Origin of the sequence: Frigidibacter sp. RF13, from assembly GCF_026626305.1 — a bacterium.
Classification (GTDB): Bacteria; Pseudomonadota; Alphaproteobacteria; order Rhodobacterales; family Rhodobacteraceae; genus TMP-24.
Genome location: NZ_JAPNUE010000002.1, coordinates 269,663 through 292,804 on the forward strand (window position 1 = coordinate 269,663; position 23,142 = coordinate 292,804).

Here is a 23,142-nt window from a genome sequence, read left to right on the forward strand (position 1 = left end):
GTCGAGCCATGAGAAAGGACGTTCTTGCCTGCGCTCACCCCGACGCTCGCCGCCTTGGCCGCCCTTTTGGCGATATTTCTAGCCTGGCGGTTGTTCTGCGCGACAGGCGTGCGGGCACGGGCGCGGGCGGGCTATTTCGACGAGGTGCGGCAGCTGTTCGACGGCGGCGAGAGCCGCCTGCAGCCCGGTGGGTTTCCTCGGATGACCGGGCGGCGTGGCGAACGGTCGTTCGACCTGCAGGTCGTGCCCGACAGCCTGACCTTCCGCAAACTGCCAGCGCTCTGGGTGATGGTCAGCCTGCCCGAGCCCTTGCCGCTGGCCGCGACGCTCGACCTGATGGCACGGCCATCGGGGCAGGAGCCCTTCACGCATTTCACCCGCCTGCCCCAGATCCTGCCGCGCCCTGTCTCGCTGCCGGACGGGATCGCCGTCCGATCTGACAATGCTGCCGCCGTGCCGGACGAGGCGCTCATCGCGCGCCATGCGGCTTCGCTCTTCGCTGATCCCCGCGTGAAGGAACTGCTCATCTCCCCCAAGGGTCTGCGCATCGTCTTCCTCGCCGAAGAGGCTGATCGCTCGCGCTATCTGATCTTCCGCGACGCCGAAATGGGGCAGGAGCCGCTCGCTGCGGCACGCATCGCACCCTACCTCGACCGGCTGGAAGCGCTGCGCGCCGACCTTCTCGACCAACTGAAGGAAGCCGCATGAAGCCGCCGCCCAATCCCCATCTCGTCCTCGCCGTCGCTCTTCTTCTGCCCGGCGTCGGCCAGGTCATGAACCGCCAGCCGATGCGCGGTCTGATCTTCCTGTTCTTCATCATCCTGCTTGGCGCCTTCACGCTGAAGACCGCTTCCCCCGACGTGTCCTTCGTGGGCAAGATGGCGGGCGGCCTCTTCGTCTGGGCGATGGCGGCGCTTGATGCCTACAAGACCGCCCGCATCCGCGCCGCCGTCTGGGCGCACAGTCGCGGCTAAGCCCTCCCGCGAGCGTAGCCTGGGGGGCTGGACTTCGGCGCCGGAGAGATTCATCGTCGCCCGAAACCGCAACCTGCCCCGCGAAGGCCCGCCCATGTCCGACGCCACCCGCGAAATCGAGGCTCTGATCGAGCTGATGGCCCGCCTGCCGGGCCTCGGGCCGCGCTCGGCCCGGCGCGCGGTCCTGCATCTGATCAAGAGGCGTGGTCAGGTGATGGCGCCCCTGGCCGAGGCGATGGCAGGCGTCGCCCGCAATGCCCGCGAATGCGCGGTCTGCGGCAATATCGCCACCTCTGACATTTGTGACATCTGCTCCGACGAGCGCCGCGCGACCGGCGAGATCTGCGTCGTCGAGGATGTCGCCGACCTCTGGGCGATGGAGCGCGGCCAGTCCTTCCGCGGCCGCTATCACGTTCTGGGCGGCACCTTGTCGGCGCTAGATGCCGTCGGCCCGGACGAGCTTGGCATTCCGCGGCTTGCAGCCCGCGTGGCACAGGAGGGCACGCGCGAAGTGATCCTCGCGCTGAACGCCACGGTCGACGGCCAGACCACCGCCCACTACATTGCCGAGGCGCTGGAGGGGACCGGCGTCGCCGTGACCTCGCTCGCGCAGGGCGTGCCGATCGGTGGCGAACTCGACTATCTCGACGACGGCACGATCAGTGCAGCGCTCCGCGCGCGGAAACGCTTCTGATGGAGGCGCGCGCGACTGTACTGGCCTACTGGGATGCGATGCGTACGAACGATTTCGCCGCTGCCGCCCGCTGGCTGGCCGAAGATGTGGTGATCGACTGGCCGCAAAGCCGCGAAAGGGTCAATGGCCGGGCCAACTTTGCGGCGCTGAACCATGCCTATCCGACCAGCGGGCGATGGACGTTCACGCTGAACCGGATCGTCGCCGAGGGGGCGGAGGTCGTGACGGATGTCACTGTCAGCGATGGCACGGTCATTGCCCGCGCGGTGACCTTTCATGAAGTAGCCGACGGTCTGATCCGACAGCAGACCGAATATTGGCCCGACGATTATCCCGCGCCTGCCTGGCGTCGGCAGTGGGTCGAAAGGTACTGAGGTCTAGGGCAGCAGCCCCGCCAGCAGCAGATCGGCGGTGACCGGGCTCATGGCCAGCGGGATATCGTACAGGACCGCAAGCCGGATCAGGGACTTTACATCGACGTCGTGTGGCAGCGCCGACAAGGGGTCGGTGAAGAAGATCAGCGCATCAAGCCGCCCTTCGGCGATCAACGCGCCAAGCTGGGCGTCACCGCCAAGAGGGCCGCTCTTCATCCGCGTGACCGGAAGGCCGGTCGCCTCCTCAACACGCGCGCCCGTGGTACCGGTGCCGTAGAGGTCACAGGCCTGAAGCCGGGCGAGATGCCGCCCGGCCCACAGGATCATCTCTTCCTTCTTCGCGTCATGCGCGACGAGTGCGAGCCTGAGTGCCATCGGAACCTCCCGGGTCATCTCTGCCCGTTCTGCCCCCGGCCCGCATCGAAATCCAGCCCTCAGCGCCCGTAGGTGGCGGTAAGCGTCGCGCTTTCGATGGCATTGGCGCGTGCCATGAAACCGACCATCGCGCCCGACGCGCCTTCATCAAGCGGCAGGCTTGCCTCCTTCAGCGCGAAAAGGGTGAAGACGTAATGGTGCGGCGCATCGCCCGGCGGCGGGCAGGCCCCGCCGAAGCCAGGCGCGCCGAAATCGGTGCGGCCCTCGACCGCGCCCTCGGGCAGACCCGCGCCGACAGACGCGCCTCCCGGCAGGTCTGTTGTGTCGGCGGGAATGTTGAAGACCGTCCAGTGCCACCAGCCCGACCCGGTCGGCGCGTCCGGGTCATAGGCGGTGAGGACAAAGCTCTTCGTGCCCTCCGGCGCGCCGGTCCAGTCAAACGCGGGCGAAAGATTGCCGCCCTCGCAGCCGAAACCGTTGAAAACCTGCGCGAGCGAAAGGCTGCCACCTTCCGCCATGTCGGGCGAGGTCAGCTGCATCTCTGCCCGCGCCGTCGTTACCGATGCAGCCAGCAGTGCCAGGACAGCAGTCGTCATTCGTTTCATGGAAACCTCCGTTAGCCGGAGCCTTCCTAACCTGCGGCACCTCTAGATGCGCGCCCGCACCGATCACCCACTGTGCCGATCCGATCAATCCGCCCGGCCTATGCCCTTATCTCGCGCGGAGAGAGCCCGAACCGCGCCCGGAAGCGCACCGCGAACCGCGAGGGCGAGTCATATCCTACCGCCGCCGCCACCGCACCGACCGGCAGGTCGGTGCCTTGCAGAAGGCTCAGCGCCTGGGCCATGCGCAGATCGACGAGAAGCGCGGCAAAGCTGGCGCTCTCCGCCCTCAACCGCCGACGCAAGGTCGCCTCGCTCATGGCTAAGGCTTTGGCGGCGCGGCCCGCCGTCCATTCGGAACCGGGATCCGGCGCCATCAGGTTCCGCAGGCGCTGGGTGATCGACGGCGGCGGCGCAAGCGGCAGAAGCGCGCCATCCTCTGCCAGCCAAAGAAGCAGCTCTTCGACGCGAAGTGCCCGAATGGCGGACGGCAGTGCGTCACCCATCGCAAAGAGCGTCTCGAAGGTTTCCCGGCTTCTTGCGCCGGGCGCCACCGCCTGAACGGCACCCGCAGACGGTCGGCGCGCGATTTGAAGCCGTTCATAGGCGGTTTCTACCCTCTCGCGCTCGATCGGGATCACGCGCGCCCGATAGTGGCCGCCTTCCGGCGGCAGGTTCGTGACAGCAAGCGGCTCGTCCTCGGGCAGTAGCAGGATCTGACCAGGCAACGCCGCCGTGATCCGACCCGCCCGGCCGATTCGCTTTTCCCCGGCATCGACGAGGATCAGGGCAGGCGCGGGCAGGCAGAGCTGGCGGAAGGTCGCTTCACGCACCTGCCGGATGGTCTGGCCGAAAGGGCCTGTCGCCCGGTTGCCGTCCATGTGCGCCCCAGAAAGCAAAACCCCGGCGCTGGGCCGGGGTCTTTGAAGATCAGTTGTCGTCCTCGTCGTCATCCTCGCCCTCGTCGGGCAGGTTGAAGAAGGCGTCGGCGTTCGAGAAATCCTGCGGCGCGGCCTCTTCGGCCTCGCGGCTCTCGGCCATGAAGCTTTCGATCGCGGCCATTGCCGGATCATGGCGCGCATCGGGCGCCATGCCGAGCGACTGTTCGGTCGAGACGAGCTTGCGGCGCTCGTCGTCCGACATGATCGCGCCTTCGGCGGCCTTTTTCTTCGCGGCCTTCTGCACGGCGGCATCAAGTTCCGACTGGCGGCAGAGGCCAAGCGCGACCGGGTCGATCGGTTGGATATTGCCGATGTTCCAGTGGGTCCGCTCGCGGATCGCGGCGATCGTGGGCTTGGTGGTGCCAACGAGCTTGCCGATCTGGGCATCCGCCAGTTCGGGGTGGAACTTCACCAGCCACAGGATGGCGGCAGGGCGGTCCTGACGCTTCGACAAGGGCGTGTAGCGCGGGCCGCGGCGCTTTTCCTCGCCGAGCGCGGCCGCGTTGAACTTCAGCTTCAGCTTGTGAAGCGGGTTCTTTTCGCCCTTCTCGATCTCGGACGCTTCAAGCTGGCTGTTCGCGATCGGGTCGAAACCCTTCACGCCCACCGCCACATCGCCGTCGGCGATGCCCTGCACTTCCAGCTCGTGCAGCCCGCAGAAATCCGCGATCTGCTTGAAGCTCAGCGTCGTATTGTCCACCAGCCAGACGGCAGTCGCCTTGGCCATCAGGGGTTTCGTCATCGGATCTCTCCTTCGCTTCATGCCCCGGGGGGCCGGACAAATCTTTCCTGTGCCGGGAAAACGGCTGCGGGCCCTTGGGCGCCGCCATTCCACGTTTTCAGGGAAAGGTTGGGCGCTATATAGTCGCGGACGACTGCCATGGAAAGAGAAAATGCGCGTAAGCCTCATTGCCTTCTGTCTGTCGCTTGGCCTTTCGGCCGCTGGCCCCGCGCGGGCCGAGGGGGAACGGGCGGGCGATTTCGACTATTACATCCTGTCGCTCGGCTGGTCGCCGAGCTGGTGCGCACTGGAAGGCGACGCGCGCGGCGACCGCCAGTGCGACGCGGGCCGGGGGTTCGGCTTCACGCTCCACGGTCTCTGGCCGCAGTATGAGGAGGGCTGGCCGAGCTATTGCCGGAGTGTCGTGCGCGAGGCGACGCGGGCAGAGACGGCGGCGATGGTGGACATTATGGGGTCGGCAGGACTTGCCTGGCATGAATGGAAGAAGCACGGCCGCTGTTCGGGCCTGTCGGCCGGGGATTATTTCGCGCTGTCCCGCGAGGCCTATCGGGCGGTGACGATACCCGCCGCGTTGCGCGATCTGGCGCGCGATATCCGCCTGCCCGCAAGCGTGGTGGAAGAGGCGTTCATCGAGGCGAACCCGGGGTTGGCGCCGGGGATGATCACCGTCACTTGCGAAGACGACCGGATCGACGAGGTGCGCCTCTGCCTGGACCCCGACCTTGGCTTCCGTGCCTGCGCTCCGAATGCGGCGCGTGACTGTCGGCTGAAGGATGCGCTGATGGACAGTGTCCGCTGAGGTCAGCGCCCGAAGCCGCCCATCATCCGCGCGATATCGATCATGCGGTTGGAAAAGCCCCATTCATTGTCGTACCAGCCGAAGACCCGGACAAGGCCGCCCGCCGTCACCCGTGTCTCGGGCAGCGCCATCACGATGCTTTCCGGCCGCGCCCGGAGATCGGAAGAGACGAGCGGCCGGTCGGTGACGCCGATCACCCCGCCTGCGGCCTTCAGCGCGGCATTCACCGACGCCACACCGGGCCTCGCAGCCAGCGTCACCGTCAGATCGACAGCAGAGACCGAGGCGACGGGCACCCGGACCGCCGCGCCCTCGATCCGCCCGGCAAGCCCGGGCAGCACCACATCCAGCAGCTTCTGCGCCGAGGTCGTGGTCGGCACCATCGACAGCGCCGCCGCACGCGAGCGGGCGAAATCGGCGGCGGGCGCGTCGACCGTGGGCTGGCTGCCGGTGTAGCAATGGATGGTGGTCATCCAGCCGGTTTCGACCCCGAACGCCTGATCCAGAAGACGTGCGAGCGGCGCAAGCGCATTGGTGGTGCAGGAGGCATTCGAGACCACGCGGTGCGCCGCCGTCAGCCCGCCTTCGTTCGCGCCAAGCACCACGGTATAGTCCGCCGTCAGCGCCGGGCCCGACACCAGAACCCGCCCCGCCCCGGCCTTCAGCCCGGCGTCCGCCACCGCCCTTGCCCCCGCCCGGCCGGTGCATTCCATCACCAGATCGATATCGGAAAGATCGAGCGCGGAGAGGTCGCGTTCGCCCGTCAGGCGGATCGGATGGCCATTGACGACAAGCGCGCCGGGGTCCAGCCGCACCTCGCCCCGGAACGGGCCGAAGGTGGAATCATATTCGAAAAGATAGGCCGCCATGTCCGGCCGGGCGATATCGTTGATCGCGACAACCTCGATTCCGGCTCGCGCGGGGTTCTCGGCCCAGACACGCAGGACGGAACGGCCGATGCGGCCGAACCCGTTGATCGCTACCCGAACCGGCATGATGTCCTCCGCCCTGATCCGCCTTCACAGATCATGAAGCATATCCGCAGGCAACCGCCGGAAAACCCTTATATTGTAACCGATACGCCGAGGCCCCGTGCCTCGGCCCGCCGGACCGCCGCGCCCGCGACGGCAAGGTCCTGCAGACCGACACCGGTGCCGTCGAAAAGGGTGATCTCTTCCGCGCTCTGCCGCCCCGGCGTCATGCCCGCGATCACCGCGCCGATGGGGGTGATAGCCGCCTCGCGGATCAGGCCCGCGGCGATCGCATGCTGTGCCTCGCCGATGGTGACAGATTGCGCGACCTCGTCGGTGAAGAGCCGGGCGCGGGCGAGAAGCGAGGGTTCCACCTCCTGCTTGCCCTTGGTGTCGGTGCCCATGCAGGCCAGATGGGTGCCGGGGCTGACATGGGCCGACATCAGCGAGGCGGCGGGCGAGGAGGTGATGGTGACGATCACGTCCGCCTCGACCATCCGGTCGAGCGTGACGGCCTCGAACGGCAGGCCAAGGTCTGCCGCGACCTCCCCCAGTTTCGGCAGCATATCGGCATGGTAGTTCCAGCCGATGACCTTCTCGAACCTCCGCACGCGCGCGGCGGCGCGCAGCTGGAAGGCCGCCTGATGCCCGGCGCCGACCATGCCCAGAACCTTGGCGTCCTTGCGCGCCAGCCGGTCGATCGAGATGGCCGAGGCGGCCGCGGTGCGCAGCGCGGTCAGAAGGTTGCCGCCCACCATCGCGACGGGCCGACCGGTCTCGGGGTCGAAGAGATAGACGGTCGACTGGTGGTTGGTCATGCCGCGCGCGAGATTGCCGGGGAAATAGCCCCCGGCCTTCACGCCGAGCATGCCGCCCGCCCGGTCGAGGCCCGACTTGAAGCCGTACTGGCGGTCCCCGCCCAAGGCCTCGCGCACCACCGGGAAGTTATAGGCCTCGCCCCGCGCCATGGCGGCGAAGGTCGCCTCGACCGCCGCGAAGGCATCCTCGGCAGAGACCAGATCGGCAATCAGCGCTTCGGGAACGATCAGCATTGCTACCCCATCGAAAAGAAAAGAGGGTCGGCGGTGCCGACCCCAAGTCTCAGGAAAACGCTCAGTAGGCCTTGCCGCGCGCCGAAACCGGCCAGACGCATTCGACCTTGCCATTCCGGACGCCGACGTACCAATCGTGGACGTTCGCGGTCGGGTCGCAATGGCCAGGCACCAGCTTGAGCTTGTCGCCCACCTTCAGGACGCCGTTGGGATCCTCGATGACGCCATGCTCGTCCGAGCATTTGATGTATTTCACATCCGTCCGCCCATAGATGACCGGCAGGCCGCTATCGACCGACTGCGCCTTCAGTCCCGCATCGCAGATTGCCCGGTCGGCCTTGGTGTGGCTCATGACCGAGGTCAGGATGAAGAAGGCATTCTCCCACTCGCCCTGGTCGATCCGCTTGCCGTCCTTGTCGAGGATGCGGCCGTAATCGGCGTCCATGAAGGCGTAGGAGCCGCACTGAAGCTCGTTGTAGACGCCGGAACCCGCCTCGAAATAATAGCTGCCCGTGCCGCCGCCGGACACGAGTTCCGGCTCCAGCCCGTTGGCCTTCAACCCCTGCACCGCATCCGTGACCATGGCGATCGCCGCATCGAGCTTTGCCTTGCGGTCCTCGTACCTGTCCATGTGCTGCATCGCGCCCTGATAGGCCTGGATGCCGGTGAACTTCAGCCCCGGCGCCGCGTCGATCGCCTTGGCGATGGCGACCACATCTTGCGTCGTCGTCACCCCGCAGCGGCCCGCGCCGCAGTCGATCTCGACGAAACATTCGAGCGCAGTACCATGCTTCACCGCCGCCGCCGACAGATCGGCCACATTCTCCAGATCGTCCACGCAGACGATGATCCGGCTGCCGAGCTTCGGCAGCCGCGCCAGCCGGTCGATCTTGGCCGGGTCGCGGACCTGGTTCGAGACCAGCACATCCTTGATGCCGCCCCGCACGAAAACCTCGGCTTCCGAGACCTTCTGGCAGCAGACGCCGACTGCGCCGCCCAGGCTTTCCTGCAGCTTCTGGACATCGACCGACTTGTGCATCTTGCCGTGGCTGCGGTGGCGCATCCCGTGCGCCTTCGCATAATCGCCCATCTTCTTGACGTTCCGCTCCAGCGCGTCGAGATCGAGGATCAGGCAGGGTGTCTGGATATCCTTCTCGTCCATCCCGGGCTTGGCGGGAATGTCATAGCCCACTTCGAAGTTGGCAAAACGGTCATGTGAAGTCATTTTTTGCTCCTTACCCCTTCATCCAGGGCAGTTTGTCCAGATCGACATTGCCGCCGGTGATGATCACCCCGACGCGCTTGCCTTTGAAATAGTCCCTGTTCTTCAGGATGGTCGCGAGCGGCACGGCGCTGGACGGCTCCATCACCACGCGCAGGTGCTTCCATGTCAGCTTCATCGCCTCGATGATCTCGGCGTCGGACGCGGTGAACATCTCATGGACATGGGTCTTGACGAAATGCCAGGTCAGGTCTTTGAGCGGCACCAGAAGCCCGTCAGCGATGGTCCTCGGCGCGTCGTCGGCGATGATATGCCCCGCCTTGAAACTGCGATAGGCATCGTCCGCCTGTTCCGGTTCGGCCGCGATCACTTTCGTCTCGGGTGCCAGCGTCGAGAGAGTCAGGCAGGTGCCCGAGATCATGCCGCCGCCGCCGATGGGCGCGACGACGAAATCGAGGCCATCCGCATCCTCGACCAGTTCCTTCGAACACGTACCCTGTCCGGCAATCACGCGCGGATCGTTATAGGGATGAACGAAGTCGCCCCCCGTCGCGGCCTGCACCTTCGCAAACGTCTCCTCGCGCGAGGAGGTCGAGGGCTCGCATTCAGTGATCTTGCCACCATAGCGGCGCACCGTGTCCTTCTTGGCCTGCGGCGCGGTATGCGGCATCACCACATTGCAGGGAATGCCGCGCAGCATCGCCGCGTAGGAAAGGCACGAGGCATGGTTGCCCGAGGAATGGGTGGCCACCCCCTTTGCCGCCTGATCATCACTTAGCCCAAAGACGGCATTCGTCGCCCCCCGCACCTTGAAGGCGCCCGGCTCCTGAAAGTTCTCGCATTTGAAGAACAACTGCGCGCCCGTCAGCTCGTTCAGATAATCCGACGTGCGGATCGGCGTCCGGCGGATATGCGGCCGGATGCGCTCGTGCGCCTCAAGCATGTCCTGATAGGTGGGAATATACATCGCCTGCCCCCTCACGCCGCCGCTTTCGCGGGCGCCGCAGCACTTGTCCGGTAATAGTCCTGTGCCGCTGCCACGCCCGAGCCGAGAGCGATTTTCCAGCCAAGATCGGCCATGCACATTTCCGCGACCGCGAGGCCCGAAAGCATCATTGCGTCCGTCAGGCTGCCCAGATGCCCGATGCGGAAAACCTTGCCCGCCACTTCGCCGAGGCCGACGCCGAAGGCCATGTCGTACTTTTGTGCAGCAAGTTTAACGAGGTCGGTGCCGTTGCAGCCTTCGGGCACCACGACCGCCGTCACCGTGTCAGAATAAAGCTCGGGCGAGGTTGCACAGGGCCGCAGGCCCCAACCCGCAATCGCGCGGCGCACGCCTTCGGCGATGCGGTGGTGCCGTGCCCAGACCGCTTCCATCCCTTCGGCCAGAAGATGATCGCACGACACTTTCAGCCCGTTCAGAAGGCCCACGGCCGGCGTATAGGGATAGCCGCCTGCGGCATAGCTTTTGCGCATGTCGCGGAAGTCGAAGAAGGTGCGCGGCAGCTTCGCGCCCTCCATCGCCGCCAACGCCTTCGGGCTTGCGCCGAGGATCGCGAGGCCCGCGGGCAACATGAATCCCTTCTGGCTGCCGGTCACGGCGATATCGACGCCCCAGTCGTCCATGCGGAACTCCATCGAGGCGATGGAAGAGACGCCATCCACGAACAGCAGCGCCGGATGGTTGGTGCGGTCAAGCGCGCGGCGAATCCCCGCGATATCCGACCGGACGCCCGTCGCGGTTTCGTTGTGGGTCGCCAGCACCGCCTTGATCATATGGTCGCGGTCGGCCCTCAGCGCCGCTTCTATTGCGGCGAGCGGCGCGCCCTGGCCCCACGGCGTCTCGATCACCTGCACGTTCAGCCGGTGACGCTGGCACATGTCGATCCAGCGGTGGCTGAACATGCCGAAGCGCGCGGCAAGCACCGTGTCGCCGGGGGAGAGCGTATTCGAAATCGCCGCCTCCCAGCCGCCGGTGCCTGTCGAAGGGAAGATGAAAACCTCGCCCGTCTCGGTCGCAATTACCTTCTTCACGCTCGCGACCGCCGGGGCGAAGATGCCGCCGAACGCCGCCGACCGATGGTCGAGCGTGGCCATGTCGCAGGCCTTGCGGATCACGTCCGGCATGTTGGTCGGGCCGGGAATAAAGACCGGGTTCTGGTGATACATCGGGCGCTCCCTTCGCTGTCGTCAGGAGGTTAGGCCGAGAGAGGGCGCACTGCAATTTTTTCGAAAATGATTTTCGTCATGTGAAATTAAGGTCTTTCCTTTTGAAATCACTCATGTATTTGTTTTTCATTCGTCGGAATGGATTTTCGGAGATTTGAGAATGTCCGTCGCACGCCCCCGAGGCCGCCCCAGAAGCTTCCATGACAAGACCGATCAGAACATGGTCCAGTCGCTCGACCGGGCGCTCCTGATCCTGCGCACGCTGAGCGAATCGAGCGGGCTGACCCTGACCGAACTGGCGCAGGAAAGCGGGAATTCAGTCCCCACCGTCTACCGCGCGCTCACGACGCTGCAGTCGCACGGCTTCGCCGAGGTGGAGGAACCCGGCCAGCTCTGGCATGTAGGCGGCGGTGCCTTCCGCGTCGGGTCGGCATTTCTAAGACGCACCAAGATCGTCGACCGTGCCCGCCAGCCGATGGACCGGCTGATGCGGCTGACCGGGGAAACCGCGAACCTCGGGGTCGAACATCGCGATCAGGTGCTGTTCCTTGCCCAGGTCGAAACGCATGAGGCGATACGCGCCTTCTTCCCTCCCGGCACGCTCGGCGCGATGCATGTGTCGGGCATCGGCAAGGCGCTTCTCGCCTGGATGCCGCCCGCGCGGGTGGCCGAGATCGTCGGGCAGGGGAACCTTGCACGCTTCACGGCGCAGTCGCACGCCGATCTCGCCTCCCTGTCGGCCGATCTCGAACGGACCCGGGCGCGGGGTTATGCCATTGACGATCAGGAACGCGCCGAAGGCATGCGCTGCGTCGCCGCGCCGATCTTCAACGCCCATGGCGAACCGGTCGCGGGCCTGTCGATCTCGGGCCCGACCTTCCGGGTCGATCTGGGACAAACAGATCGGCTTGGCGCCTTGGTGTGCGCGGCAGCGGATGAGGTGACGATCGCAACCGGCGGTGTTTCACCAAAGGACCGCCGATAACGCGGAAAATCCTTCGCGAAGGATTTTCTGCTGCTGTCGCGCGGGGGGCCGAAGAATTTTCGCGAAAATTCTTCGGCGGCAAAGTCGCTCAGCTACCGCGATAGGTCGACATGCCGAAGGGCGACAAGAGAAGCGGCACATGATAATGCGCTTCCGGATCGGAAATGCCGAAGCGGATCGGGATCTGATCGAGGAAGCGCGGGCTTTCCGGCGGCGCTCCGGTCCGGTCGAGATAGTCGCCCGCGAAGAACAGCAGCTCATAAGTGCCGACCGCGAACTTGCCCTTGGGCAGGATCGGCCCGTCCGTCCGCCCGTCTGCGTTCGTCACCGCCTCGGCGATCTTCTTGTGGCTGTTGCCGCTCAGCCGGTAGAGCGCGATCTTCATCCCCGCCGCAGGCAGGCCGCGCGCGGTGTCGAGCACATGGGTCGTCAGATATCCCTCGGCCATATCATCCTCCGTCTGGCCCCCATCATGCGCTGTGCGCAAAATCCGCAACAGCGGCAGAGCCCTATAAGACTTTCTGGATTTTGGCGATAATCCTTTCGCCGATCGCGTACTATCAAAGAGCAACCGTTGCAGGAAGGCGCCCGTCATGAACCGCTATCCCCGCGATTTCCGAGGCTACGGCCCGAACCCGCCCGATGCGAACTGGCCGGGTGGCGCGAAGATCGCGATCTCGCTTGTGCTGAACTACGAAGAGGGGGGTGAGAATAACCTCCTCCATGGCGACAAGCAGTCCGAGGCTTTCCTGTCCGATATCGCCGGCGCCGCGCCCTGGCCGGGCCTGCGGCACTGGAACATGGAATCGATCTACGATTACGGCGCGCGGGCAGGCTTCTGGCGGCTGCATCGCCTGTTCACCGGCATGGGCCTTCCGGTCACGATCTATGGCGTGACCTCCGCCCTTGCCCGCAACCCCGAACAGGTGGCCGCGATGAAGGCGGCGGGCTGGGAGATCGCCAGCCACGGGCTGAAATGGGTCGATCACCGCGACATGGACGAGGCGGAGGAGCGCGCCCAGATCACGGAATCGTTCCGCCTGCATGAGGAGGTGGTGGGCGAGCCGCCGCACGGCTGGTACACCGGACGCTGTTCGATGAACACCGTCCGCCTGACGGCAGAGACGGGCAGGCTCGACTGGATCTCCGACACCTATGACGACGATCTGCCCTACTGGATGGAGGCGGGCGAGCGCGACCAGCTGGTCATTCCCTATACGCTCGAAGCCAATGACATGCGCTTCGCGACTGCACCGGGTTATATCGAGGGGGAGCAGTTCTTCACCTACCTCAAGGACACGTTCGACACGCTCTATGCCGAAGGAGAAGCGGGGCGGGCGAAGATGTTTTCCGTGGGTCTGCACTGCCGCCTGATCGGCCGCCCCGGCAAGATCGCCGGGCTCAAGCGCTTTCTCGACTATGCGCGGGGCCATGACGGTGTCTGGTTCGCGCGGCGGATCGACATTGCGCGGCACTGGGCCGCGACCCATCCGCATCAGCGGTTTGAACGGCCTTCGCAGATGGCGCGGGCGCGTTTCGTCGAACGGTTCGGCTCGGTCTTCGAACATTCGCCCTGGATTGCCGAGCGCGCCTGGGGCCTGGAGCTTGGCCCCGCCCATGACAGCGCAGCGGGCCTGCACAATGCGCTTTCGCGCATGTTCCGATCGGCGAGCCAGGACGAAAGGCTGGGCGTGCTGAAGGCCCACCCCGACCTTGCCGGAAAGCTTGCCGCCGCGAAGCGCCTCACACCGGAATCGACCGCCGAACAGGCTTCAGCCGCGCTCGATGCGCTGACGGACGAGGAGCGTGCGACCTTTCAGCGGCTGAATGCCGATTATGTGGCCAAGCACGGCTTTCCCTTCATCATCGCGGTCCGCGACAATGACAAGGCCTCGATCCTCAAGGCGTTCCAAACCCGGATCGGCAACGACACCGCAACCGAATTCGCGACCGCCTGCAAACAGGTCGAACGGATCGCCGAACTGCGCCTAAAGGACATGCTGCCCCGATGACAAAGCCCCCAAGCCCCTACTACGCCCCGAAAGGCGGCCTGCCGCCGCAGACCGCGCTGATGACCCAGCGGGCTGTCTTCACCGAGGCCTATTGCTTCATCCCGAAGGGCTGCTTTTCCGATATCGTCACCAGCTTCCTGCCGGGCTGGACGAAGACCCGCATGTGGCTGATCGCCCGGCCGATGTCGGGCTTTTCCGAGACCTTCAGCCAGTATGTGATGGAGGTTGGCCCCGGCGGCGGTTCCGATGCACCGGAACCGGACGAGGGGGCAGAAGGGGTGATCTTCGTCACCGAAGGCGATCTCTGGTTGTCGCTCGACGGCGAGGAGCATGATCTCGGCCCCGGCGGTTACGCCTATATCCCGGCGGGCTGTGTCTGGCGGGTCCACAATGGCAAAACCGTGCCCGCGCGTTTCCATTGGGTCCGCAAGCGTTACGAACCCGCCCCCGGCATTCCCGCGCCCAAGGCCTTCGTGACCTCGGACAAGGAGGTCGCGCCCATCGCCATGCCCGACACGCAAGGGCGTTGGGCCACGACCCGCTTCACCGAACCGGACGACCTCAGCCACGACATGCATGTGAACATCGTGACCTTCCAACCGGGCGGCGTCATTCCGTTCGAGGAAACCCATGTGATGGAACACGGGCTTTACGTGCTGGAGGGCAAGGCGGTCTACAAGCTTAATCAGGACTGGGTCGAGGTCGAGGCAGGCGATTTCATGTGGCTCCGCGCCTATTGCCCGCAGGCCTGCTATGCCGCGGGGCCCGGCCCCTTCCGCTATCTGCTCTACAAGGATGTCAACCGACACGCGCGCCTGCGGGGCGTCGGCGCCTTTGGGCGCTGACCGCTTCTTTCGTTTTCAAATATCCCGGGGGCGGCCGAAGGTTCGCCACCGGTTCAAGAACCAGAGGCCGCGGGGCAGCGCCCCCGGCCTCCGCCCGGAGGGCAAATGACCGAAACGATCGCCGCCTGGCCCCTGACCGCCGAAGCTTTCGCCCCCTTCGGCGAGGTGCTGGAAGTGTCGGGCCCGCCTACCAAGCTTATCAACGCTGGAAAATGCGGGCGCTGGCACGACCGCGCCCTTCTCGATTTCGCCGATTCCCGCGCCGGTATCTCGATCTTCCAGTCCGAATGTTTCGCGCTGCCCCACGACTTCGACCTTGTCGAGCGCCATCCCGAGGGCAGCCAGGCCTTTATCCCGATGAGTGATGATCCGTTCCTGGTTATCGTTGCCCCCGACGAGGGCGGGCGCCCCGGCGACCCGCTGGCCTTCCTCACGACTGGCGCACAGGGCGTCAACATCCACCGCAATGTCTGGCACGGCGTCCTGACCCCGCTTGGCGGCCCCGGCCTCTTCGCCGTGGTCGACCGGATCGGAACGACGCCAAACCTTGAAGAATTCCGTTACCCCGAACCGTTTCGGGTCACGGCATAGCCCCGAGCGGGGCTTCTAACCGGACCGTGCCCAAGGGGCGGCACGGAGACGGCGCGAACAATAAGCCCCGAAGGGAAGTGAAACATGTCTGACAAAGTCCATCCGGTGGACGAAGTTCTGCCGCCACCGAAACTCTTCACCCTCGGCCTGCAGCATGTGCTTGTGATGTATGCGGGCGCCATCGCCGTGCCGCTGATCATTGGACGTGCGCTGAAGCTGGAACCGGCCGACGTGGCCTACCTGATCTCGGCCGACCTTTTTGCCTGCGGGATCGTCACGCTGATCCAGTCGCTGGGCGCGACGCAATGGTTCGGCATCCGCCTGCCGGTGATGATGGGCGTGACCTTCGCCGCCGTCGGCCCGATGATTGCCATCGCAAATCAGACCCCGGGCACCGATGGCGCCCGCGCCATCTTCGGCGCGATTATTGCGGCCGGGATCATCGCGATGCTGATCGCGCCCGTCGTCTCGCGGCTGCTGCGCTTTTTCCCGCCAGTCGTGACCGGGACGATCATCCTGGTGATCGGTGTCACTCTGATGCGGATCGGCATCAACTGGATCTTCGGCCTGCCGGTCGGCCCGACCGCACCGCAGATCGTCGACCCGGCCCATGCCGACTGGCTGAAGGCGGTGACCGACCTTGCAGCCGCGGGCGGCACGCAGATACCCGAGGTTCCGCAGGGGCTTGCACTTGCAGCCAAGGCCAACAACCCGGCCTATGCGGCGCCGGGCAACATGCTGATCTCGGCGCTGGTGCTGGTCTCGATCCTGGTGATTGCCCGCTATGGCAAGGGCTTCGTCGCCAATATCGCTGTCCTGCTCGGGATCGTCATTGGCGGGGTGATTGCCGCGCTTCTGGGGCTCATGTCCTTCGGCAAGGTGGGTGACGCCAGCTGGTTCGGGCTGATCACGCCCTTCCATTTCGGCGCGCCGACCTTCGATCCGGTGATGATCGTGACCATGGTCCTGGTGATGATCGTGGTGATGATCGAATCGACCGGCATGTTCCTGGCGCTGGGCGACATGACCGGCCGCAAGGTCACGCAGCCGATGCTGGCCGCGGGCCTCAGGACCGACGGGCTCGGCACGATGATCGGCGGGATCTTCAACACCTTCCCCTACACGTCCTTCAGCCAGAACGTTGGCCTTGTCGGCGTCACCGGCATCAAGTCGCGTTTCGTCTGCGTGGCGGGCGGATTGATCCTGATCGTTCTCGGCCTCGTTCCCAAGATGGGCGCGCTGGTCGAGGCGCTGCCAACCGCCGTCCTGGGCGGCGCGGGCCTTGTGATGTTCGGGATGGTCGCGGCCACGGGCATTCGCATCCTCTCGGCCGTCGATTTCAACCGCAACCGCAACAACCTCTTCATCGTCGCGGTGGCGCTCGGCTTCGGGATGATCCCGCTCGTCGCGCCGAACTTCAAACAATGGATGCCGCACGGCATTCATCCGCTGATCGACAGCGGCATCCTTCTGGCCACCATCGCGGCCGTCGCGCTGAACGCCTTCTTCAACGGCGCCTCGGGCACCGAGGAAGACCTCAAGGCCGCGGCGTCTACCGCCGACCACTGAAGCAGAGGGGGGCTGCCGCCGCGGCCCCCCGGTCCGTTTCGGTTGACCTGCCGCCGCCCGCACCGCAAGAAGGGACGGGGGACGACAGGGCAGATGACAAGATTTCTCAGGGAACTCTACGAAGGCGAAACCAGGCGCGGTGTCCGCTTCCGCTATGGGCTGCTGATCTTCGATCTCGTGACCATTGCCTTCATCGTCGCCACTTCGTTTGTGAAGCGCGGTTTCGAGACGGAGGCGCTCGATGTCGCGATCGGCGTGATCTACCTCGCCGATGTCTGCGCCCGGGTCTATATAAGCCGCCACCGGGTGCGCGAACTCTTGCACCCGTACGGTATCGCCGACATGGTCGTGGTCTTCTCGCTTCTTGCGCCTCTGGTGGGCGAGGGCTTTGCCTTCCTCAGGGTGGCGCGCATCTTCCGGGTGCTCAGGTCGTACGAGACGCTCCGACGGCTGCGGCAGGATTTCCGCTTCTTCCACGACAATGAACAGACGATCATCGCTGCGACCAACCTGGCGCTCTTCATCTATCTTATGACCGCGCTCGTCTATGAGACGCAGAACCGTACCAATCCCGACATCAACAATTACGTCGACGCGCTCTACTTCACCGTGACCACGCTGACCACGACCGGCTATGGCGACGTTCTGATGCGCGGTACCGGCGGGCGGCTGATGGCGGTCATCATCATGATCTGCGGCATCTCGCTTTTCATCCGGCTGGTGCAGGTGTTGGTCCGGCCGCCGAAGGTCGAGCATAAATGCCCCGCCTGCGGTCTCAAACGGCACGAACCCGACGCCGTCCACTGCAAGGCCTGCGGCCTTCTGCTGGCCATCGAGGACGAGGGGCGCGACTGACCTCAGGCCGGCTCGGCGACCGCGCTCACCTCGTACATCACCGGTTCGAACCGCGAACACAGCGCGGCGATACGGCGATTCCTTTCGCGCATCTCCTCTGTCCGGAGCATCGCCTGAAAATCCTCGCGCCGCCGCCACTGGCTGTAGTTCGCGATCCGTGTCTGGGCGTCGTTCATATGCAGGCCCGCGCCGAGGAAACCGGGCTGATGGCGGATGAAGGCGTCATAGGCGTCCTTCAGCTCGTCCATCAGGTCTTGTGCCGTTCCGGGCGTCATCTCGAAAGTGGTGATCACCGTCTGTCCGGTGAAGTCGCGGCGGATCGCGGGCATGGTAGGTCCTTTCCGGGTCGGTTCGCGCCCTTTCAGCCTATCACAAGACCCTGAAATCGCTAGGATCGACTCGCAAGTTGGCGCGGATTTGCTACAGTCACCTCCGCTGCCGCATCCTTGGGGGGCAAAGCGCTGCGCCTGCAATTCGCCTTTCTCACGCTGATCCTGGCCGGAACGCTCATTCTGTGGGCGGCTTTCGTGCCCGGTGCGCGGCCCGTGCTAGACCGGGTGGGCGCGACGACGCTTCTCGAAGCGGTCGGTCTGCCGCTTGCCGGGGCAGGGGCGCCGGGGTCAGGGCAAGGGCCGGGTGGTAGGTCGCCGGACGGGCAGGCGGGCCCGCAGGTCATCGCGGCACCCGCGACGCTGACCAAGCTCGTAGATCGGGCAGAGGCGATTGGCACGGCACGCGGTATCCGCTCCGCCTCGGTGGCAAGCGAGATTCTCGGGCGGGTCGAGCGGGTGGCGGCCGCCCCGGGGTCCTATGTCGATCAGGGAACGCTCGTCGCCGAACTTGACGCAGGTGCCGCCCGGATCGGGGTCGAGCGGGCCCGGCTGGCGCTCGCCGATGCCGAGCGCGCCCTCGACCGGCTGGACCGGCTGGCCGGGTCGGGCGCCGTCACGGGCCAGCAGAAGGAGGATGCAGCCTCTGCCGTGCGTGCGGCTGAGCTGGCGCTTGAAGCGGCAACGCTCGATCTTGCGCGGCACCGGATCCTCGCGCCGGTCCCGGGCTGGGTCGGTCTGATCGCGGCCGAGCCGGGCGACTACCTGACGGCGGGCAGCACGCTGACCACGATCGAGGACCGGTCAACCCTGACGGTCGAGTTCCGCCTGCCCGAACGGCTCGCGGCGCGTCTTGCGCCGGGTATGGCGATTTCGGCCCATCCACTGTCGGATCCCGGCCTGAACCTCGTGGGCAATGTCACCGCCGTCGACAATCAGGTCGAGGCCACAAGTCGGACAATTCGCGCTGAGGCGAGCATCCCCAACGAGGGCGACCTGATCCGCCCCGGCATGGCGATCCGCCTGACGCTCGATATTCCGGGCGCTGACTATCCTTCTGTCGATCCGCTCGCGATCCAGTGGGGCGCGGAAGGCGCCTATGTCTGGGTCCTGCGAACAGGCGTTGCAGAGAAGCTGCCGGTGCGGGTGATCCAGCGCAATGCCGCGAGCGTCCTTGTCGAGGCCGAGTTCGCGCCGGATGATCTGGTGGTCAGCGAGGGGATGATGAACCTGCGCGCGGGCCAGTCCGCCACCATCGCCGTGACCGGGGCTGCAGCACCCGAGGCGGGCGGGTGAGGCCCGCAGGGCCAACGGCCGCGGAGCGGCCTGGCGATCGCCGGGCCGGGATCGTGCGTTTGCTGGTCGAGCGCCCGATCCTCGCCTTCGTCCTCAATGCGCTGATCGTGATCGCGGGCCTTGCGGCCTTCCTCGGGATCGAGGTGCGTGAACTGCCCTCGGTCGAGGCCCCGGTCATCACCGTCTCGACCGACTTTCCCGGCGCCGCGCCCGAAACCGTCGACCGCGAGGTGACGGCGGTGATTGAGGGCGCGGTCAGCCGGGTGAGCGGGGTGAATTCGATCTCTTCCTCCTCTCGCTTTGGGGCAAGCCGGGTCAGTATCGAGTTTCGTGACACTGTGGGTATCGACATCGCCGCCAGCGATGTACGCGACGCGCTTGCCCGGGTGACCGGCGCCTTGCCCGACGGGGCCGAGGCGCCGCGCGCCATCAAGGCCGACGCCAATGGCGAGACGGTCCTGCGCCTGTCGCTGACCTCGCCCCGGCGCGAATCAGAGGCGCTCACAGTACTCGCCGAAGACCTGCTGGAGGACCGGCTTCTCGCCATTCCCGGCGTCGCCGACGTACAGATGAACGGCGTGCGCAGCGCGATCTTCCGCGTCGATGTCGATCAGGCGGCGCTCGCGAGCCGGGGCCTGACACTGGCCGATCTGACGCGAACGCTGGGCGATGCGGCACTCGATGCGCCCGCGGGCGCGCTGACCTCGGCGCGGCAGAGCCTCTTCGTGCGCGCCACGGCAGAGGTCGAGACCGAAAGCGATATCGAGGATCTGAAGGTTGCACCCGACGTGCGTCTCGGCGATGTGGCATCCGTCTATTTCGGGCCCGAACCCGGCACGTCGGTCCTAAGGACCAATGGCGAAACCGGGATCGGCCTTTCCGTCATCCGCGCTGCGCAAAGCAACAGCCTGGCCATTTCTTCCGCCGTCACTGCGCTGGTCGCCGAGGTGCAGCGCGACCTGCCGCCCGATGTGACCTTGTTCATCTCCTCCGACGCCGCCGCCTTCGTGCGCGGCGCGCTGCATGAGATCGAGGTCGCTTTGTCGCTTTCGGTGATGGTGGTCGCGCTGATCATCTTCTTCTTCCTGCGCGACCTGCGGGCGACGCTCATCCCGGTTCTGGCAATCCCAGTCTCGCTGATCGGCACGCTCGCGGCACTTTGGGCCGTGGGCTTTTCGGTCAATATCCTCACGCTTCTCGCGTTCGTGCTGGCCACCGGCCTTGTCGTCGACGATGCGATCGTGGTCCTGGAAAACATCGCGCGGCGCCGGACCGAAGGGATGGGTCCGCGCGCCGCTGCCGTTCTGGGCACCGGCCAGGTCTTCTTCGCGGTCGTTGCGACGACCACGACACTCGCTGCCGTCTTCGTGCCGCTCTCTTTTCTACCCGGCCAGATCGGCGGTCTCTTCCGCGAATTCGGCCTGACGCTTGCCCTGTCCGTCGCCATCTCGGCGCTCGTCGCGCTCAGCTTCTGTCCGGTCCTCGCCGCGCTGACCCTGAAGGAAACCTCGGCGCCCGCGCGCGGGCCCGGCCTTGTCGCGCGTGCCTATGCAACGAGCCTTAACGCAGCGCTGCGCATACCCCTCGCCATAGTCCTTGCCGCCGTCCTTGCCGCCGTCACCGCATGGTTCCTGCAATCTTCCATCCGGCGTGAACTGACACCGCCCGAGGACCGGTCGGTGATCCTTCTTTCCATACGCGCCCCGCAAGGCGCGGCCCTCGACTACACCTACGAAAAGATGCGCCAGATCGAGGATCTGGTGGAACCTCTGCGCACCTCGGGCGAGGCGCGCAGCGTCTTTTCCGTCTCAGGCACCGGCAGCGGCAACGGCGGTTTCATGGTGATCGCGCTTGCCGACTGGGCGGAGCGCAGTCGCAGCCAGCAAGAGATCGCGGCCGAAGTTCAGGACCGGATCGCAGGCGTAATCGGCGTGCGCGCCACGCTTCTCCAGCCCAATTCCCTCGGCATTCGCGGTGCGGGCCAGGGCCTCAGCTTCGCGGTCGTCGGGCCCGATTACGTGGCGCTGGCCGAGGCCGCTTCGCGGCTGGTGGAGCGGATGGGCGAGGAGCCGGCCTTTGGGCGCGCGCAGGTGGGCTACGATCTGACGCAGGCGCAGCTTTTCGTCACCGTGGACCGCGCCCGCGCCACCGACCTCGGCATCGACATCGCGGGTCTTGGCCAGGCGATCGAGGCCTTGATCGACGGGCGCAAGGTCGGCCAGGTCTTTCTGGATGACAAGAGCTATGACATTCGTCTGACTTCCGGGTCGGAGCCGGTGAACGACCCGGGCGATCTGGAACGGCTGTTCGTCAAGGCGGGCGACGGACAAATGGTGCCTCTGTCGTCCTTCGTGACACTTGAAGAAAGGCCGGTGGCGCCGGACCTTCAGCGCGAAGGGCTGATGCGCGCGGTGCCGGTCAGCGCGGGCCTCTCGCCCGAGCTGTCGCTCGGTTCCGCGCTCGACCGGGTGCGGGTGCTCGCGGCCGAGGTTCTGCCCGAAGGCATGCGCATCGTGCCGCTCGCCGAGGCGAAGCTTCTGGAAACCAGCCAGTCCGGCACGCTCATCACCTTCGTTTTCGCGCTTCTCGTGGTGCTGCTGGTCCTGGCCGCCCAGTTCGAAAGCGTCGTCTCGGCGCTGATCGTGATGGCGACGGTGCCGCTTGGTCTGGCGTGCGCGGTCTTCGCGCTTCTGATGACCGGCGGTAGCCTGAATGTCTACAGCCAGATCGGGCTGGTGCTTCTGGTCGGCATCATGGCCAAGAACGGAATTCTGGTCGTCGAGTTCGCCAACCAGCGGCGGGAGGAGGGCGCCAGCGTCCGCGCCGCGATCGAGGAGGCGGCGCTGATCCGCCTCAGGCCGGTGGCGATGACAATGCTCTCGACCGTGGTCGGCGCGGTGCCGCTGCTGCTGGCCAGCGGCGCGGGGGCAGAGGCGCGCGCCGCGCTCGGCTGGGTGATCGTTGGCGGGCTCGGCCTGTCGGCGGTGGCGACACTTTACCTGACGCCTGCTGCCTATCTCCTGCTCGCGGGCCTTTCGAAACCGCGCTCGGCGGGTCGCGACCGGCTGTCCGCCGAGCTGGCGAAAGCGGGGTCCTGATCGTCTGTTTACCCGCCGGGTTCGGCCGGGCTATGAGGCGTAGGAGATCACGAGAGGAGAGGCGGATGACCGAACGCTGCGGCTGGTGCGGGACGGAACCGATCTATGTCGAATACCACGACACCGAATGGGGCGTGCCGGAATATGATGCGCGTGCTTTGTGGGAAAAGCTGATCCTTGACGGGTTTCAAGCGGGCCTGAGCTGGATCACCATCCTGAAAAAGCGCGACGCCTTTCGCGCCGCTTTCGAAGGGTTCGACCCCGCCACCATCGCCCGCTGGGGCGAGGCAGACGTGGCGCGGCTTCTCGCCGACCCCGGCATCGTCCGGTCCCGCGCCAAGATCGAGGCGACGATCGGCAATGCCCGCGCCTATCTCGCCATCGCCGAAGGCGAAGGGTTCGACCGCTATCTCTGGCGCTATGTCGACGGTCGGCCGCTTCAGAACAATTTCCTCACGATGGCCGATGTACCCGCCCAGACGCCGCTGTCAGAGCGTATCTCGAAAGACCTCAAGAAAGCGGGCTTCCGCTTTGCCGGGCCGACGATCACCTACGCGTTCATGCAGGCCGTGGGCATGGTGAACGACCATATCGTCCCCTGCCACCGGCATGCTGCACTGAACTGCTGAGGCGCGGTACGACATCTG

The 23,142-nt window shown here is 65.9% G+C and carries 25 protein-coding genes; 14 read left to right on the forward strand and 11 right to left on the reverse strand.

Annotation, left to right across the window (positions count from 1 at the left end; all coding sequences use genetic code 11):
- The first annotated feature begins 24 nt into the window (after window positions 1–24).
- The 4 genes from OU426_RS06980 (at window position 25) to OU426_RS06995 (ending at window position 2,042) form a co-directional block, all read left to right on the forward strand.
- Window positions 25–708, forward strand: coding sequence for a hypothetical protein (locus OU426_RS06980; protein WP_267633210.1), 684 nt, complete (start codon window positions 25–27; stop codon window positions 706–708).
- The gene (locus tag OU426_RS06985) at window positions 705–974 is read left to right on the forward strand and encodes a hypothetical protein (RefSeq protein ID WP_267633211.1); all 270 of its coding nucleotides are present in this window, start codon (window positions 705–707) and stop codon (window positions 972–974) included. The genes OU426_RS06980 and OU426_RS06985 overlap by 4 nt, the downstream gene beginning before the upstream one ends.
- A gap of 94 nt (window positions 975–1,068) precedes the next feature.
- The gene (gene recR, locus OU426_RS06990) at window positions 1,069–1,668 is read left to right on the forward strand and encodes a recombination mediator RecR (protein WP_267633212.1); all 600 of its coding nucleotides are present in this window, start codon (window positions 1,069–1,071) and stop codon (window positions 1,666–1,668) included.
- Entirely contained in the window at window positions 1,668–2,042 is a 375-nt protein-coding gene (locus OU426_RS06995; protein ID WP_267633213.1) for a nuclear transport factor 2 family protein, read from the forward strand. The genes recR and OU426_RS06995 overlap by 1 nt, the downstream gene beginning before the upstream one ends.
- A gap of 3 nt (window positions 2,043–2,045) precedes the next feature.
- Here the strand turns inward: OU426_RS06995 and OU426_RS07000 are convergent, their stop codons facing one another.
- From OU426_RS07000 to OU426_RS07015, 4 genes are all read right to left on the reverse strand, one after another.
- Window positions 2,046–2,417: a methylglyoxal synthase gene (locus OU426_RS07000; protein ID WP_267633214.1), complete on the reverse strand. Its 372-nt coding sequence runs from the start codon at window positions 2,415–2,417 to the stop codon at window positions 2,046–2,048.
- A gap of 59 nt (window positions 2,418–2,476) precedes the next feature.
- Window positions 2,477–3,022, reverse strand: coding sequence for a YbhB/YbcL family Raf kinase inhibitor-like protein (locus tag OU426_RS07005; RefSeq protein ID WP_324289802.1), 546 nt, complete (start codon window positions 3,020–3,022; stop codon window positions 2,477–2,479).
- 98 nt (window positions 3,023–3,120) lie between these two features.
- Complete coding sequence (locus OU426_RS07010) at window positions 3,121–3,900, reverse strand: helix-turn-helix transcriptional regulator (RefSeq protein WP_267633215.1); 780 nt, start codon at window positions 3,898–3,900, stop codon at window positions 3,121–3,123.
- Window positions 3,901–3,949: 49 nt separating this feature from the next.
- A complete protein-coding gene (locus OU426_RS07015) occupies window positions 3,950–4,702 on the reverse strand; it encodes a DUF1013 domain-containing protein (RefSeq protein ID WP_267633216.1) in 753 nt (250 codons plus the stop codon).
- Between the two features lie 151 nt (window positions 4,703–4,853).
- On the opposite strand from OU426_RS07015, the gene OU426_RS07020 reads away from it, so the two are divergent.
- Complete coding sequence (locus OU426_RS07020; RefSeq protein WP_267633217.1) at window positions 4,854–5,501, forward strand: ribonuclease T2 family protein; 648 nt, start codon at window positions 4,854–4,856, stop codon at window positions 5,499–5,501.
- 2 nt (window positions 5,502–5,503) lie between these two features.
- Here the strand turns inward: OU426_RS07020 and OU426_RS07025 are convergent, their stop codons facing one another.
- The 5 genes from OU426_RS07025 to bhcA all read right to left on the reverse strand — a co-directional run bounded on the left by OU426_RS07025 (window position 5,504) and on the right by bhcA (window position 10,915).
- A complete protein-coding gene (locus tag OU426_RS07025; RefSeq protein ID WP_267633218.1) occupies window positions 5,504–6,496 on the reverse strand; it encodes a type I glyceraldehyde-3-phosphate dehydrogenase in 993 nt (330 codons plus the stop codon).
- Window positions 6,497–6,564: 68 nt separating this feature from the next.
- Window positions 6,565–7,524 (reverse strand): iminosuccinate reductase BhcD, encoded by a 960-nt coding sequence (gene bhcD / locus OU426_RS07030; RefSeq protein ID WP_267633219.1) that lies wholly within the window; start codon window positions 7,522–7,524, stop codon window positions 6,565–6,567.
- A gap of 61 nt (window positions 7,525–7,585) precedes the next feature.
- Window positions 7,586–8,749: a 3-hydroxy-D-aspartate aldolase BhcC gene (bhcC, locus tag OU426_RS07035; RefSeq protein ID WP_267633220.1), complete on the reverse strand. Its 1,164-nt coding sequence runs from the start codon at window positions 8,747–8,749 to the stop codon at window positions 7,586–7,588.
- Between the two features lie 10 nt (window positions 8,750–8,759).
- Window positions 8,760–9,713 (reverse strand): beta-hydroxyaspartate dehydratase BhcB, encoded by a 954-nt coding sequence (gene bhcB / locus OU426_RS07040; RefSeq protein ID WP_267633221.1) that lies wholly within the window; start codon window positions 9,711–9,713, stop codon window positions 8,760–8,762.
- Window positions 9,714–9,724: 11 nt separating this feature from the next.
- Window positions 9,725–10,915 (reverse strand): L-aspartate--glyoxylate aminotransferase BhcA, encoded by a 1,191-nt coding sequence (gene bhcA, locus OU426_RS07045; RefSeq protein WP_267633222.1) that lies wholly within the window; start codon window positions 10,913–10,915, stop codon window positions 9,725–9,727.
- 160 nt (window positions 10,916–11,075) lie between these two features.
- Between bhcA and bhcR the strand changes: the two genes are divergently transcribed.
- Window positions 11,076–11,900, forward strand: a complete 825-nt coding sequence (bhcR, locus tag OU426_RS07050; RefSeq protein WP_267633223.1) for an HTH-type transcriptional regulator BhcR — start codon at window positions 11,076–11,078, stop codon at window positions 11,898–11,900.
- 88 nt (window positions 11,901–11,988) lie between these two features.
- On the opposite strand, the gene uraH is transcribed toward bhcR, so the two are convergent.
- On the reverse strand, window positions 11,989–12,348 hold the full coding sequence (gene uraH / locus OU426_RS07055; protein WP_267633224.1) for a hydroxyisourate hydrolase: 360 nt from the start codon (window positions 12,346–12,348) through the stop codon (window positions 11,989–11,991).
- A 145-nt stretch (window positions 12,349–12,493) separates the two neighbouring features.
- Here uraH and puuE point away from each other — a divergent pair, with 145 nt between their 5' ends.
- The 5 genes from puuE to OU426_RS07080 all read left to right on the forward strand — a co-directional run bounded on the left by puuE (window position 12,494) and on the right by OU426_RS07080 (window position 17,772).
- The gene (gene puuE / locus OU426_RS07060; RefSeq protein ID WP_267633225.1) at window positions 12,494–13,912 is read left to right on the forward strand and encodes an allantoinase PuuE; all 1,419 of its coding nucleotides are present in this window, start codon (window positions 12,494–12,496) and stop codon (window positions 13,910–13,912) included.
- A complete protein-coding gene (locus tag OU426_RS07065) occupies window positions 13,909–14,757 on the forward strand; it encodes a bifunctional allantoicase/(S)-ureidoglycine aminohydrolase (RefSeq protein ID WP_267633226.1) in 849 nt (282 codons plus the stop codon). Before puuE ends, OU426_RS07065 begins: the two co-directional genes overlap by 4 nt.
- A gap of 105 nt (window positions 14,758–14,862) precedes the next feature.
- Window positions 14,863–15,348 (forward strand): ureidoglycolate lyase, encoded by a 486-nt coding sequence (locus OU426_RS07070; protein ID WP_267633227.1) that lies wholly within the window; start codon window positions 14,863–14,865, stop codon window positions 15,346–15,348.
- A gap of 84 nt (window positions 15,349–15,432) precedes the next feature.
- Complete coding sequence (locus tag OU426_RS07075) at window positions 15,433–16,917, forward strand: nucleobase:cation symporter-2 family protein (RefSeq protein ID WP_267633228.1); 1,485 nt, start codon at window positions 15,433–15,435, stop codon at window positions 16,915–16,917.
- Window positions 16,918–17,010: 93 nt separating this feature from the next.
- On the forward strand, window positions 17,011–17,772 hold the full coding sequence (locus tag OU426_RS07080; protein WP_267633229.1) for an ion channel: 762 nt from the start codon (window positions 17,011–17,013) through the stop codon (window positions 17,770–17,772).
- A 2-nt stretch (window positions 17,773–17,774) separates the two neighbouring features.
- On the opposite strand, the gene OU426_RS07085 is transcribed toward OU426_RS07080, so the two are convergent.
- On the reverse strand, window positions 17,775–18,101 hold the full coding sequence (locus OU426_RS07085; RefSeq protein ID WP_267633230.1) for an antibiotic biosynthesis monooxygenase family protein: 327 nt from the start codon (window positions 18,099–18,101) through the stop codon (window positions 17,775–17,777).
- A gap of 117 nt (window positions 18,102–18,218) precedes the next feature.
- Between OU426_RS07085 and OU426_RS07090 the strand changes: the two genes are divergently transcribed.
- The 3 genes from OU426_RS07090 (at window position 18,219) to OU426_RS07100 (ending at window position 23,124) form a co-directional block, all read left to right on the forward strand.
- Window positions 18,219–19,397: an efflux RND transporter periplasmic adaptor subunit gene (locus tag OU426_RS07090; RefSeq protein WP_267633231.1), complete on the forward strand. Its 1,179-nt coding sequence runs from the start codon at window positions 18,219–18,221 to the stop codon at window positions 19,395–19,397.
- A gap of 53 nt (window positions 19,398–19,450) precedes the next feature.
- Complete coding sequence (locus OU426_RS07095) at window positions 19,451–22,495, forward strand: efflux RND transporter permease subunit (protein WP_267633232.1); 3,045 nt, start codon at window positions 19,451–19,453, stop codon at window positions 22,493–22,495.
- 65 nt (window positions 22,496–22,560) lie between these two features.
- Window positions 22,561–23,124: a DNA-3-methyladenine glycosylase I gene (locus tag OU426_RS07100; protein WP_267633233.1), complete on the forward strand. Its 564-nt coding sequence runs from the start codon at window positions 22,561–22,563 to the stop codon at window positions 23,122–23,124.
- Window positions 23,125–23,142: the final 18 nt, after the last annotated feature.